Origin of the sequence: Streptomyces armeniacus, assembly GCF_003355155.1 — a bacterium.
Classification (GTDB): domain Bacteria; phylum Actinomycetota; class Actinomycetes; order Streptomycetales; family Streptomycetaceae; genus Streptomyces; species Streptomyces armeniacus.
In genome coordinates this window covers 3,947,388-3,960,573 of record NZ_CP031320.1, presented here as the reverse complement: position 1 = coordinate 3,960,573, position 13,186 = coordinate 3,947,388, and the positions used below count along the sequence as shown (strand labels likewise).

Annotated in this window: 13 protein-coding genes; 7 read left to right on the top strand and 6 right to left on the bottom strand. The window is 74.8% G+C overall.

Translation table 11 applies throughout. The features are described 5' to 3' along the window. Window positions 1-9 precede the first annotated feature (9 nt). The 6 genes from DVA86_RS17030 (at window position 10) to DVA86_RS17005 (ending at window position 6,533) form a co-directional block, all read left to right on the top strand. Entirely contained in the window at window positions 10-1,701 is a 1,692-nt protein-coding gene (locus tag DVA86_RS17030; protein ID WP_208879403.1) for a fatty acid CoA ligase family protein, read from the top strand. Further along, the gene (locus DVA86_RS17025; protein ID WP_208879401.1) at window positions 1,698-2,702 is read left to right on the top strand and encodes an NAD-dependent epimerase/dehydratase family protein; all 1,005 of its coding nucleotides are present in this window, start codon (window positions 1,698-1,700) and stop codon (window positions 2,700-2,702) included. The genes DVA86_RS17030 and DVA86_RS17025 overlap by 4 nt, the downstream gene beginning before the upstream one ends. A 125-nt stretch (window positions 2,703-2,827) precedes the next feature. Further along, entirely contained in the window at window positions 2,828-3,850 is a 1,023-nt protein-coding gene (locus DVA86_RS17020; RefSeq protein ID WP_245996705.1) for a 3-oxoacyl-ACP synthase III family protein, read from the top strand. A gap of 123 nt (window positions 3,851-3,973) precedes the next feature. Then, the gene (locus DVA86_RS17015) at window positions 3,974-4,255 is read left to right on the top strand and encodes an acyl carrier protein (RefSeq protein ID WP_208879399.1); all 282 of its coding nucleotides are present in this window, start codon (window positions 3,974-3,976) and stop codon (window positions 4,253-4,255) included. Further along, window positions 4,252-5,283: an acyl-ACP desaturase gene (locus tag DVA86_RS17010; RefSeq protein WP_208879397.1), complete on the top strand. Its 1,032-nt coding sequence runs from the start codon at window positions 4,252-4,254 to the stop codon at window positions 5,281-5,283. Before DVA86_RS17015 ends, DVA86_RS17010 begins: the two co-directional genes overlap by 4 nt. Further along, window positions 5,280-6,533, top strand: coding sequence for a beta-ketoacyl-[acyl-carrier-protein] synthase family protein (locus DVA86_RS17005; protein WP_208879395.1), 1,254 nt, complete (start codon window positions 5,280-5,282; stop codon window positions 6,531-6,533). Before DVA86_RS17010 ends, DVA86_RS17005 begins: the two co-directional genes overlap by 4 nt. Before the next feature lie 48 nt (window positions 6,534-6,581). Here the strand turns inward: DVA86_RS17005 and DVA86_RS17000 are convergent, their stop codons facing one another. Then, window positions 6,582-7,829, bottom strand: a complete 1,248-nt coding sequence (locus DVA86_RS17000; protein ID WP_245996703.1) for a lactonase family protein — start codon at window positions 7,827-7,829, stop codon at window positions 6,582-6,584. A 165-nt stretch (window positions 7,830-7,994) separates the two neighbouring features. Here DVA86_RS17000 and sigJ point away from each other — a divergent pair, with 165 nt between their 5' ends. Continuing rightward, window positions 7,995-8,888 carry an RNA polymerase sigma factor SigJ gene (gene sigJ, locus DVA86_RS16995; RefSeq protein WP_208879391.1) on the top strand — a complete coding sequence of 298 codons (894 nt, stop codon included), beginning with the start codon at window positions 7,995-7,997 and terminating at the stop codon, window positions 8,886-8,888. Between the two features lie 7 nt (window positions 8,889-8,895). Here the strand turns inward: sigJ and DVA86_RS16990 are convergent, their stop codons facing one another. Genes DVA86_RS16990 through DVA86_RS16970 form a run of 5 tightly spaced genes read right to left on the bottom strand, consistent with a single transcriptional unit; the run spans window position 8,896 to window position 13,169 of the window. Continuing rightward, window positions 8,896-10,077, bottom strand: a complete 1,182-nt coding sequence (locus DVA86_RS16990) for a serine hydrolase domain-containing protein (RefSeq protein WP_425470844.1) — start codon at window positions 10,075-10,077, stop codon at window positions 8,896-8,898. Further along, a complete protein-coding gene (locus DVA86_RS16985) occupies window positions 10,074-11,015 on the bottom strand; it encodes a DUF6895 family protein (RefSeq protein WP_208879389.1) in 942 nt (313 codons plus the stop codon). Before DVA86_RS16985 ends, DVA86_RS16990 begins: the two co-directional genes overlap by 4 nt. Continuing rightward, window positions 11,012-12,220 carry a DUF6895 family protein gene (locus DVA86_RS16980; protein ID WP_208879388.1) on the bottom strand — a complete coding sequence of 403 codons (1,209 nt, stop codon included), beginning with the start codon at window positions 12,218-12,220 and terminating at the stop codon, window positions 11,012-11,014. Before DVA86_RS16980 ends, DVA86_RS16985 begins: the two co-directional genes overlap by 4 nt. After that, a complete protein-coding gene (locus DVA86_RS16975; RefSeq protein WP_208879386.1) occupies window positions 12,217-13,020 on the bottom strand; it encodes a hypothetical protein in 804 nt (267 codons plus the stop codon). Before DVA86_RS16975 ends, DVA86_RS16980 begins: the two co-directional genes overlap by 4 nt. Before the next feature lie 8 nt (window positions 13,021-13,028). After that, on the bottom strand, window positions 13,029-13,169 hold the full coding sequence (locus tag DVA86_RS16970; protein WP_245996701.1) for a hypothetical protein: 141 nt from the start codon (window positions 13,167-13,169) through the stop codon (window positions 13,029-13,031). Between the last annotated feature and the right edge of the window lie 17 nt (window positions 13,170-13,186).

Genomic DNA, 13,186 nt, shown 5'->3' with positions numbered 1-13,186 from the left:
GAAGCGGGCATGCCGACGGCGCGGCTTCTCGACGGCGTCGAGCAGGCGGCGCGCACGCACCCGGAAGCGGTCGCCCTGCGCAGCCCTGCCACCGGCGGGCGGCACACGGCGGTGACGTACGGGGAGCTGAGCGCGCGCTGCGACGCGTACACGAGCGCGCTGACGTACGCGGGGCTGCGGCCCGGCACCCGTACGTGTCTGATGGTGCCGCCGGGCCCGGAACTGGCCGCGCTGGCCGGTGCGTTGAGCAGGATCGGCGCCGTACCGGTGCTGATCGACCCGGGCATCGCAAAGCCGGCGGTGAAGGCGTGTCTGGACACGGTGGCGCCGGAGGCGTTCATCGGGGTGCCGCGCGCGCACGCGGCGCGGCTGCTGCTGGGGTGGGCGCGGCGCACCGTACGGCTGTCGATTGTCGTCGGGGGGCAGGTGCCGCGCCTGTACGGCGTCTCCCTCGACCGCCTGTGCGCACTGAGCGCCGCACAGCCCGCCGCACCCGAAGCGCCCGACGCCCCGGAACCGAAGCCGGGCCCGGGCCCGGAACCAGGCCCGGACCCCGTCGCGATGCTCGCCTTCACCTCCGGTGCCACCGGGCTCCCGAAGGCCGTCGAGTACCGCACGCGCCAGCTGTCCGCGCAGCTCCGCATGGCGCGCGACGTGTGGCCGCTGGAGCCGGGCGAGGTGGGCATGTCGACGCTGCCTCCGTTCGCGCTGGGCGGCACGGCGCTGGGGTTCAGCATGGTGGTCCCGGACATGGACTTCCTCCGCCCGGCGTCCGCCGATCCCGCCGTGCTCGTACGGGACATCCGCCGGTTCGGCGTCGCCGGGCTGTTCGCGTCGCCGGTACCGCTGGACCGGCTGGCGCGGCACTGCGCGGCAGAGGGTGTCGTACTGGAGTCGCTGCGGGCCGTCGTGTGCGGCGGCGCCTCCCTCGACCCGCGTACGGCGGAGCGGCTGCGCCCGTGCCTGCCGGCGGACGCGACGGTGACCTCCGTGTACGGCGCCACCGAGGCGATGCCCGTGAGCGCCCTCGACAGCCGTGAACTCCTCGGTGACGTCCGCCGGCTGACGGAGGGCGGGCACGGCACCTGCCTCGGGTGGCCGCTGCCGGGGAATCTCGTACGGGTCATCGGCCTCACCGACGAGGCCGTCCCGGAGTGGCACGACGGGCTGGAGGCGCCGCCGGGCGCCGTCGGCGAGATCACGGTCGCCGGGCCGAACACCAGTGAGCGCTACGAGGGCCACCCCGACCGTACGGCGCTCGCGAAGATCCGTGACGGCGCGCGCGTCGTGCACCGTACGGGGGACCTCGGGCGGTTCGATCCGCACGGCCGGCTGTGGTTCTGCGGGCGGGCGTCGCAGCGTGTGCGTACGGCGGCCGGCGAGCTGTATCCGGAACAGGTCGAGCCGGTCGCCAACACCGTGCCCGCGGTGCGCCGCAGCGCGCTGGTCGGGGTGGGCCCGGCGGGTGCCCAGCTTCCCGTCCTGTGCGTCGAGCCCGAGCGGCGACTGGGGCGGGACGAGCGGTGGAACGTCGTCGTGGAGGTACTGGCGCGGTTCGGGGAGTTCCCGCACACGAGCGGTGTGCGGCAGGTGCTGTTCCATCCGGGGCTGCCGGTCGACGTCCGGCACAACTCGAAGATCGACCGTCCGGAGCTGGCCCGCTGGGCCGCCCGCAGACTGCGCGGAGGGCGGCTGCCGTGAAGGTCCTCGTGACGGGCGGCAGCGGCTTCCTGGGGCGCGCCGTGTGCGCGCAGCTTGCGGAGGCGGGGCACGACGTGCGCTCGCTGAGCCGTACGCCGCACCCGCGGCTGGCCGCTCTGGGCGTACGGCAGCACCTCGACGACGTACGCGACGCGCGCGCGGTGGAGGGTGCCACCGCGGGCTGCGACGCGGTCGTCCACTGCGCGGCCAGGGCGGGCCTGTCGGGGCCCGTGTCCGCGTACGAGGCCGTCAACGTCGCCGGCACCCGCAACGTCGTCGCCGCCTGCCTCCGGAACGGCGTGCCGCGGCTCGTCCACACCTCGACGCCCAGCGTCGTCTTCGACGGCCGCGACCTGGAGGGCGTCGACGAGTCGCAGCCGTATCCGCGCCGGCACACCACCGCGTACGCCCGTACGAAGGCGGCGGCCGAACGGCACGTGCTGGCCGCGGACTCGGACCGGCTGAGCACGGTGGCACTCCGGCCGCACGTCATCTGGGGGCCGGGCGATCCGCACTTCCTGCCGCGCGTCGTACGGCGTGCGCGCTCCGGTCTGCTGCGCCTCCCCGACGGCGGCCGCAAACGGACGGACACCGTGTACGTGGAGAACGCCGCCGCCGCGCATCTGCTGGCGCTTCCCCTGCTGGCGCCCGGCTCGCCCGTCGCGGGCCGCGCGTACTTCCTCAGCCAGGGCGATCCGCGCACCGTCCGCGACGCCGTCAACTCACTGCTCGCCGCGGCCGGTCTGCCGCCCGAGGAGCGGTCCGTGCCGGCGGGTCTCGTACGGGCGGCAGCCGCCGTCGTGGAACCCGTACACCGCGCGCTGCGGCTCGCGGGGGAGCCCGCGCTGACCCGCGGGCTGGTGGACTACCTCTGCGCCGCGCACTGGTTCGACATCTCGGCGGCGCGCCGCGACCTCGGCTACGGGCCGTTCGTCAGCACGGAGGAGGGGCTGCGGCGTACGGCGGCGGAAATCGGCCGCGTGCCCGCCGTCGGCGGGTAGCCGGGGGCGCTGCCGCCTGCGCGCGGTAAAGCGGTACAACACACCTATTCACCCTCTTGTGTTGCATACCTCAATGGAAGCGCGCGAAGACACTGAAACCGATCACGCGACGCTACGGTGGGCCGGTGCTGAAGCGCTCCCAAGCCCGATTGCTGGCCACCTCGGTCCATCTGCCGCCCGGTTACCGGACCATGGCGGAGACCCGGGCGCTCATCGCCGCCGCGGACAGTCCGTTCGTGCCGCCGCCCGGCGCGCTGGAGCTGTCCGGGATCAGGGGCGTCCACGTCAAGGGCGAGCAGGAGCAGTGCTCCGACCTGGCGGCGACCGCCGCCGGCAAGGCACTGGCCGCCGCCGGGACGCCGCTGGACGACGTGGACCTGCTGCTGTTCGCCTCCTCCGGACAGGATCTGATCGAGCCGGCCACCGCGCACATCGTGGCGGCCAAACTCGGCGCCACCTGCCCGGCGTTCGACGTGAAGAACGCCTGCAACAGCGTGCTCAACGCGCTCCAGGTGGCCCGCGCGCTCATCGAGTCCGGGCAGTACCGCACCGTCCTGATCACCTGCGGCGAGGCCCCGACCCTCGCCATCCGCTGGCACCTGCCCGACCTGCGCGCTTTCCGCGCCGCCACGCCCGGCTACACCGTGAGCGACGCCGGCGCCGCCATGCTGCTGACGGCCGGGCCCGCCGGAGAGCGCGAACCTGGCGTGCTCGCCACCGTGTTCAGCGCCGAATCCGCCTCCTGGGACGTGTGCACCGTCGTGGCGGGCGGTTCGATGCACCCGAGGGGTGACGACGAGGACGTGTGCACCCTGCGGCTGAACGGCGACCTGGTGGAGACCGGCCGGCGGCACATGCCCCTCTTCGCCGAACGCCACCCCAGGGAGATCGCGCTCATGCGGGAGAGCGCGTTCGTCGCGGTGCACCAGATCTCCCTGCCGCAGTACCGAAGATGCTGCGCCGAGTTCGGTGTGCCCGAGGAGCGGAGCCTGCCGACCGTCGTCGAGCACGGCAACGTCGCCTCGGCCTCGCTGCCGCTCCAGCTGGCCCTGGCGCAGGAGTCCGGCCGGGCAGGGCCCGGCGACCTGGTCGCCCTGGCCGGGCTGGCCAGCGGCTTCAGCGTCGGGCTGGCGCTGATCCGGCTGTAACGGGCCGCGCCCATACGGCGGTACGCCTCCGTACGGGCGTACGCGCGCCGGCCTCCCTCTGACACTTCTGACGCCCCACGCACACCCCCACCCCGAACTTCCCGAATCCGGAGGGCACTCACCATGGAACAGCAGCAGCCAGTCTTCGACACCCTCGCCGCCCTGCTGGCCGAGCACTTCGATCTCGACCGCGCCCGCCTCACACCCGAAACCACCTTCGGGGACCTCGAGATGGACTCGCTGGCGCTGATGGAGATGCTGGTCGTGGCCGAGAGCGAGCTCGGCATGGTCCTCTCGGACACCGACAACGACCTGGACTCGGACAGCACCCTCGCGGAGGCCGCCGCCCTGATGGAGCGGCTCGGTGTCGGCGGCCCGCGGCCCGCCGAACAGGCCGCGCCGTGACCGGCGCGGCGCCCGGGCGCGTGGACATCGCCGTCGAGCTCGAGCCGTACGTGGCCCGCGGCCTCGACCGCCATCTCGCCGCCGCCCGCCCCTGGTTCCCGCACCAGTACGTGCCCTGGGGCGCCGGGCGGGACTACGACGGCCCGCTGGACGGCGAGCCCTGGCAGCCGGGGCAGTCGGCGCTGCCGCAAGCCGTACGGGAGGCGCTCGTCGTCAATCTGCTCACCGAGGACAACCTGCCCAGCTACCACCACGAGATCGCCCGCCGGTTCACGCAGGACGGCGCCTGGGGCACCTGGGTGCACCGCTGGACCGCCGAGGAGGACCGGCACAGCCACGCCCTGCGGTCGTATCTGACTGTCACGCGTGCGGTCGATCCGGTCGCGCTGGAGGACGCGCGGATGCGCCACCTGGAGCGCGGCTACCGGCTGGAGCAGCCCTCGCTGCTGCACGGCATCGCGTACGTGACCATCCAGGAGCTGGCCACCCGGATCAGCCACCGCAACACGGGCCTGGCGTGCGGCGATCCGGCGGGCGAACGCCTGCTGGCGCGCATCGCCGCGGACGAGAACCTGCACATGGTCTTCTACCGCGACCTCTGCCGGCACGCCGTGGAACTGGTGCCGGACGCCTTCCTGCAGGCGTTCACGGAGGTGGCGCGCACCTTCCGGATGCCCGGCCACGGGATGCCGGGGTTCACCGGGAAGGCCGCGCGTATGGCCGTCGCGGGCATCTACGACCTGCGCTGCCATCACGACCAGGTGCTGCAGCCGCTGGTGCGGGTGCTGGACCTGCTGGAGCGCGGCGGGCTCGGCCCGGCGGGCGAGCGGGCGCGCGACGCGCTCGGCCGCTACCTCGAGGACCTGAACGCCCGCGCCACGCGCATGAGCGCCGCACAGGCCGCACAGGCCGCACAGGCCGCACAGGACACGCAGGACACGCAGCGCGCACAGGCCGCGCACGCCGCACAGGGCGCCGTACAGCCCGCCGTACGGGCCGCCGCCGGGCCGGCCACGGAGTTGCCGTGACCGCCGCGCCACTACCCGCTCAGGCTCCCGCTCCCGAGGTCGCCGTGACCGGCCTCGGCCTGTTCACGCCCGCCGGCCTGACCGTGGACGCCAACTGGGCGACGCTGTGCGCGGGGCGCTCCCTGGCCGCCCGCGACCCCGAACTGGCCGGTCTGCCGGTCGACTTCTCGTGCCGGGTGCCCGAGTTCGACGTCGTCGCCGAGCTGGGGCGCTCCCGTGCGCGCCGCCTCGACCGGTTCGGCTGGCTGGCACTGGCCGCCGCGCGCGCGGCGGTGGACGACGCCGGGCTGGACTCCCGTACGTGGTGCGGGGAGCGGGTCGGTGTCGTCCTCGGGGTGGGGTCCAACAGCCTGGAGACGTACCTCGGCGAGTTCCGGCACCTCGACCAGGGCGGGCCGCACCGGGTGTCCCCGCTGGCGCTGCCGCGCAGTGTGCCGAACATGGCGGCGGGCGAGGTGGCCATCGATCTCGGCGCGGGCGGCCCGTCGTTCACCACGGCCAGCGCCTGCGCGTCGGGGGCGACCGCGCTGGGCGTCGCGCGCGACCTGCTGCGCTCCGGCAGCTGCGACATCGTGCTCACCGGCGGCAGCGAGTCCGCGCGGTCCCCGATGACGGCCACCTGCTTCCAGCGGATGCGCGCCCTGTCACCCCGTCGCGAGCAACCGGAGCTGGCGTCGCGCCCGTTCGACGCCGACCGCGACGGGTTCGTCCTCGGCGAGGGGGCGGCTGTGCTCGTCCTGGAGCGGCAGTCGGACGCGCGGGCACGCGGGGCGCGCACGCGCGCGCTGCTGCGCGGCTGCGGCGCGTCCACCGACGCGTACCACCCCTTCGCACCGCTGCCGGACGGCTCGGGCGCCGTACGGGCGGTGCGCGCCGCGCTGCACGACGCGGGCTGCGTGCCGGAGGACATCGGGCACGTCAACGCGCACGGCACGTCGACGCGGCTCAACGACGCTGCCGAAGCCGCCGCGCTCACCCGCGTGTTCGGCGACCGGCCGCCGCCCGTCACCGCGCCGAAGGGTGTCGTCGGGCACGCGCTCGGCGCGGCCGGTGCGATCGAGGCCGCGTACACCGTGCTGGCGCTGGAGCACCAGCTGATCCCGCCCACGGCCAACTTCGCGCACCAGGACGGTGACCACAAGCTGGACGTCGTGGCCACCGTCCCGCGCCGGGCCGCCATGTCCGCCGCGCTCAACTGCTCCTTCGGATTCGGCGGGCACAACAGCGTCACGCTGTTCACGACGGCGTGAGCAGGGCGCCTCGCAGCAAGGCCCCTCGAGCAGGACCCCTCGTACGGATCAGGTGGGCAGCACGCAGCCCAGCGACGCGGTGGCGAAGGGGTCGCCGGACGCGGTCGGTGCACCGTTGTCCGGATCAACGTTGAAGATGCCCACGTTGTTGCTGTTCTGGTTGCCGGAGAACAGCACCGCACCGGACGGCGACAGGCTGATGTGCCGCGGCCAGGTGCCGCCGCACGGCACGGTGCCCGCGATGCTCAGGGCCGCGCCGCCGTCCTCGACCGCGAACCACGCGACGCTGTCGTGACCGCGGTTGGCGAGGTAGAGGTACCGGCCGTCGGCCGAGACCGCCACCTCCGACGGGTAGTTGCGGGTGCCGGGATCCTCCCCGTCGGGCAGCGTCGGCCAGGTCTCGCCCGGTGTGAGCGCGCCGGTCGAGGCGTCGTACGCGTACGCGGTGACGGTGCTGTCCAGCTCGTTGGCCACGTAGGCGTACGGCTCCGCCGGGTGGAACACCATGTGCCGCGGTCCCGCGCCCGGCGCCGCCTCGGCCTCGGAGAGCGGTTCGAGTGCGCCGCTGTCCGTGTCGAGCCCGTACGTGTAGACGCGGTCGGTGCCCAGGTCGACGGCGAACACGTACGCGCCGTCCGGGTCCGTGATGATCTGGTGCGCGTGCGGCCCCTCCTGGCGCGGGTCGGGCCCCGAGCCCTCGTGCTGTACGAGTGCCGTGCGCGCGCCCAGCGTGCCGTCCGCCGCGATGGGGTGTACGGCGACGCTGCCGGCGCCGTAGTTCGCGCTGAGCAGGTGGCCGCCGGCGGGGTGGACGGACAGGTGGGTGACGTTGGCGCCGCCGGTGGACTGCGCCTCCCCGAGCGGGCTGAGTTTGCCCTCCGCGCCGATCGTGAAGGCGCGTACGGCACCTTCCTCCGCGCCGTTGTGGAGGGCGTACAGCACGTCGCCGGACGTGCCGAGCGCGAGGAAATCGGGGTCCGTGATGTCACCGAAGGCGCTGGTCTCGGTGAGCGCGCCGGTCGCGGTGTCGTAGGTGCAGGTGATGATGCCCCTGCCGTACGTGCCGAGGTACGCGAGCCGCGTCTCGGCCGCGCTCCGCCGGGTGCGCGCGGCCGCGCCCGGTGCGCGCTGTGCGGCGGACGCGCCGCCGGAGGCGGTGGCGCCGAGCACGCCGGTGCCGAGGACGCCCGCGCCCAGGGCGGCGCCGAGGACGGCGCGGCGCCCGAAGCGGCGGGCAGGTGCGGGGGTGGTTCCGGAAGCCGCGGTGGGGGTGCGTTCCGGTGGAGGTGACGACACGTTGCTGCCTTTCACAGAGACGGCATGACATGTACCGACCAGAAGCATGACCCTCCGCGGGAAGCAGGTCCATACCATCCTCCGGCCACGCTCGTGCACACGCGTCACATCGGGCCGCTCCGCGACGTCACTGCTGTGAGGATGACCGAGGGAGGACGGACACCGATGGACGACAACGAGTTCCTGGCCGAGCGCTTCGAGGCCCACCGCACCCACCTGCGCGCGGTGGCGTACCGCATGCTGGGCTCGCTCACCGAGGCCGACGACGCCGTACAGGAAGCGTGGCTCCGGCTCAGCCGCAGCGACTCCGGCGCCGTACGGAACCTCGGCGGCTGGCTCACCACCGTCGTCGGCCGCGTCTGCCTCGACATGCTGCGCGCCCGTACGGCACGGCGCGAGGAGCCGCTGGACGGCCGGCCCTCCGTGCACATGCCGGACCCGCTGATCAGCGGCGCCGACGAGCTCGACCCGGAGCAGCAGACGCTGCTCGCCGACTCCGTCGGGCTCGCGCTGCTCGTCGTCCTGGAGACGCTCTCGCCCGCCGAACGGCTCGCGTTCGTGCTGCACGACCTGTTCGGCGTCCCGTTCGAGGAGATCGCGCCCATCGTGGACCGCTCACCGGCCGCCGCCCGGCAGCTCGCCAGCCGAGCCCGCCGCCGTGTCCGCGGTCAGGCCCCGGCGCCGGACGCCGATCTGGAGCGGCAGCGCGAGGCCGTGGACGCGTTCCTCTCGGCGGCGCGCGACGGCGACTTCGACGCGCTCCTCGCCGTCCTCGACCCGGACGTCGTCCTGCGCGCCGACAGCGGCGCGCTGCGCCCGGCGGCGGTCGTACACGGCGCGTCCGCGGTGGCGGGCGGCGCGGTCACCATGGCGCAGGTCGCGCGTACGGCACGGCCCGCGCTCGTCAACGGCGTCGCCGGGGTGGTCGCGACGGGGCAGGACGGGCAGCCGCTGTCGGTCCTGGGGTTCACGGTCCGCGACGGTCGCATCGTCGCCATCGACGTCCTCGCGGACCCGGAGCGCCTCGCGCGGCTCGACCTGTCGAACCTCACCACGTAGGGCCGCCTCAGGCCGGCCCCGTGAGCAGCTCGTACGCCCGCCGCGCGAGCACCGACGAGTGCGTGTGGCGGCGCGTGGCGATGGCGACGAGCGCCGTCCCCGTGCCGGGCCGGAAGCCGAGGAAGATCTCCTGCCCCATCGTGGCCCCCGCGTGGAAGTACACGGGGCCGCTGTCCGTCGGGTGCTGAAACCAGGTCAGGGTGTGCGTGTGCCGGTGCCCCAGACCGCGCCGCAGCAGCGGCAGCTGTACGGCGGTCAGCTCCGCGTGCAGCGGCGTGTCCTGCGGCCGCAGTTGGGCCTCCAGGAAGCGCAGCAGGTCGCCGGGCGCGGCGCGTACCCCGCCCGCCGCCGTGAACGCGCCGATCTCGAACGGCGGCAGCTCGGTCAGCCCGTCCTTGCGGCGCCCTGTCGCGTCCGTACCGGGCCCCGCGGGAGCGAGCGCGGTGTTGCGCAGGCCGAGCGGCGCCAGGACGCGTTCCGCCATCAGCTCCGCGAACGGCGTGCCGGTGGCGCGGCTGAGGGCGGTGCCCAGAAGGGCGACGCCGAAGTTCGAGTACCGCCAGCGGCTGCCCGGCGCGTGCCGGGGGCGGCTGCGCGCGAACGCGTCCAGGAGGCGTGCCGTGGAGTACCCGGCGTACGGGTTGGTGCCCCAGCGCGGCAGCCCCTGCGGGTAGAAGTCCCAGGGCAGCGCCGGGAGTCCGGAGGTGTGCGCCATCAGGTGCAGCAGCGTGATCGCGTCGCGGTGCGGGTGCGCGGGGGACGGTGCGGGCGCGGGCGGCAGCGCGTACGGGCGCGGGTGCGCGGCGGCGTACGGGTGCGCCGTACGGCGGTGGCGTCCCCGCCCGCGGCCGATGCGCGGCGCGCCCGACCGGCCGGGCAGGTGCGCCACGGCGCGGTCGGACAGCCGCAGGTCGCCGCGCTCCGCCAGCGCGGCCAGCAGCAGCCCGGTGAAGGTCTTGGTGACGGACCCGATCTCGTACCGCAGTTCCTCGCGCGGCACCGCCGGGCACGGCGCCGTACCGCCGGTGACCACCGTACGGTCGCCGGAGCGGCTGTGTGCGAACACGACGTCGGGCGCGTCCACTTCGGCCACGGCCGCACGCAGCCGGTCCGCCGGCGCCGGGTCGCCGGACACGGCGACGTCGGGGACGGCCAGGGACGCGCGCGCCGGACCGGTCGCCTCCGTCACGACGGCGCTCCCGCCAGCGCCGCCATGGCCCGCGAGGTGGCCATGACGGAGGCGAACGCGGCGACGAGCGTGGGGTGGTACGCCACGTCGAACACGTCCGACGGATCACCCGTCGGCAGCGGCCCTCGTACGGGCATCGCGCCGTCCGGGCGCTGCGCCTCCGCGTACCGCTCCCACGCCGCCGCGTCCAGCGTGGGACGCGGCAGGCAGGCGTCCACGACGAGGAGTTCGCCGAGGAGGTCCCAGTGCCCGATGTCCGTCCAGTCGTCGATCCAGACCGGCAGCCACAGCGCGAGGTAGTCGGCGATGTCGGCGGGCAGCGCCTCCGGGTGCTCACCCCAATCGGTGAGGTGGAAGACGGTGTGGGTGATGTCGTACGCGATGTGGTACTCGACGGTCCACGGTTCGGGCGTACGGCCCAGCCAGGTGCGCCGGGCGGCCTCCGCCACGTCGACGCTGGGCGGCAGCCCGGCGCGGGCCTCGACGCGGGACATGCCGAGGCGCCGGTTCGGGTGCATCTCCAGGGCGGCCCAGCTGGCGGACTCGCGGGCGAGCCGGGCGTTCTCCTCGACCTGCCGGTTGCGGTAGCCGAGTTCGCTGAACGGCGTGTACAGCTCCAGCGAAACGGGCGACAGGAACTCCCTGCGCTGCGCCCAGACGAGCAGTTCGCCGTTCTCCAGCAGCTCCCGCCACGCGTAGTCCAGCAGGTCGCGGATGAGCACGGACTGCTGCGAGCCCGCGACGCCCTCCCGGAAGAGCACTTTCCCGATGATGGCGAGCTCACCGAGCGGCTTGAACCGCTCCATGATCTCCAGCCCGGGGGTGTCCGCGTCCGTACGGGCGCGGAAGTACGTGCGGTTCGCCGCGAGCCACTCCAGGGCTCCGACGCCGACGCGGTGCAGGAGCTGCGGGCTGGTCGTGGGCGCGCTGGTCGTCATGGGCGTCCTCCCCCGGGGGCGGTCGTGGCGGTCGGGCCTGTCGTGGTCACGGGTGCGGCGGGCGGCGCCGCGCTGTGGGGCGTACCGGTGGGGGCGTGCCGTACGGGCGGGTGCGGTTCGGTCTCCGTACGGGCGTCAGGCGCCTCCGTACGGTGGTCAGACCCGATCCCCGTGCGGGCGGCGGCGCGGGCGGCGAGCACGCCCGCGAACGCGGCCACCAGCGTGGAGTGGTAGCAGTCCAGGAAGGTGTCCGCGGTCTCCCGTACGGGTGGCGGCCCGTCCTCCGCGACGGCGCCCGCGCCGTTCTGCGCGCCCGCGAACGCGTGCCAGGCCGCGTCCACCGGCACGGCACGCGCGTACGGCTCAGGGAGGCTCGCGGCGACGGCGAGCAGTTCGCCGGTGAGGTCCCACTGCTCGCACTCCACGCAGCCGTCGAGCCAGGACGGCAGCCACTGCGCGAGGTAGTCGCTGACGTCCGCGGGCAGCCGGCCGGGCGCCTCGCCCCAGTTGGTGACGTGGAAGACGTAGTGCGTCAGGGCGTAGCCGGCGTGCACCTCGAAGGCCCAGGGCTCGGCGAGCCCGCCGAGCCAGGTGCGGCGCATCACCCCGGCGTACTCGGCGCCCTCGGCCCCATCGGAGCCGTCCGGCCCGTCGGCGCCGACGCCCAGCCTGCGCAGGGTGTTGAACAGCCCCAGCGCACGGGTCGGTTCGTGCTCGCACAGCCGCCACGCGCGCGTCGTCGCGGCGAAGCGGGCGTACTCCTCGAACGCCGCGTGCCGCAGCCCGGCCTCCGCGAACGCGCCGTAGATCTCCATCGGGTACGTGGCGTGCGGCTCGCCCCGTACGAGGCTCAGGAACAGGTCGCCGCGGCCCGTCTCGCGCCACGCGAAATCGAGCATCTCCCGCGACAGCCGGTGCTGTTCGCTGCCGGGCGGGCTCGCGCGGAGTGTGGACAGGCCGAGTTGGGCCAGTTCGCCGAGGGGCTTCAGGGTGACGTTCCGGTTCACGCCCGGGTCGGTGACACGGTCCGGCAGCCGGAAGTCGCCGAGGTGTGCGTGCAGCCAGGACAGGGCGGCGCGCGACACCCGTTCCAGCAGGGCCGGAGGCGGTACGGGCCCGGGATAGTGCCCGGGCCCGCCGCCCCCGGCTCTGAGCCGGTCCGGTTCGGGCCGCCCGTCCGCCGCCTGCTGATCCGCCGCCGTCATCCGCGCGCCGCCCCGGCGTACGCGGCTGCCGCTCCGTCACCCCGCACGCGCGCCAGCTGCGCGGCCCGCACGTGCAGGGCCACGCGCGCGTCGGCCGCGCCCATGTGGTGGACGAAGTCCAGCCCCGTGTCCAGGCCGAGGGACTCCGGCGTCCCCCGCGTCACGGCCAGCCAGCGGCCCGCGCCGGCCGCCTGCAGCCAGTCGCGGCGGCGTACGGCGCGTACGAAGCCGCGCGCCAGGTCCACCGGGCGGGCGGCGACTGCCTGGGCGAGCGGGGGCACCAGCCCTGGCACGGCGAGCGCGGCCAGCTGCGCGAGCTGATGTGTCATCTGCTGCCAGCTCTGCGCGGCGACCCAGTCGGTGTCCGGTGCGGCACCGTCCGGCGCGCCCGACTCCCCGTCGCCGTACGGTCCTTGACCGGCGTCAGCACCGGCTCCGGTCCCGGCACCGGCCGTCCCGGCCGTACTCCGCGCCCGTCGCAGCGCCGCGCGCATGCCCCAGTGGCTCCAGGCGCTCACCGCGGACCCGCCCGCCTTCGGCGGGAACGCGCCGATCGCCCGCTCGAACAGCACGAGGCCGTCCTCCGTCGGCACCTGGCCCGCCAGCGTGCACGGCGCCAGCGCGTCCCCGCCCAGCACGCGTACGGCCGCCACCGCCACCGGGTCGTCGGTCGGGGTGAGCACCGAGCCCAGCACGTCGAAACGGCCGTCCCCGCCCCGGAGGGCGGAGACGACCGCTGACGCGAACTCCTGCACTACGTCCGGCAGACGGCTCGTAGCGTCAGAACGCTCCGCTTCCACGATCCGCGTCAGCCCTTCTTCGGCCGCGGGGTGGGGGGCGCGAGGAGGGCCTTGCCGCCCGCGAGGAGCAGCAGTGCGCACTCGGCCGAGTCGCGGAACGTGCCGTCGGCCTCTGCTGGGTTCAGCAGCGCCTCTACGTCGTCTGCCATCGTTTCGGTGGGGAGCG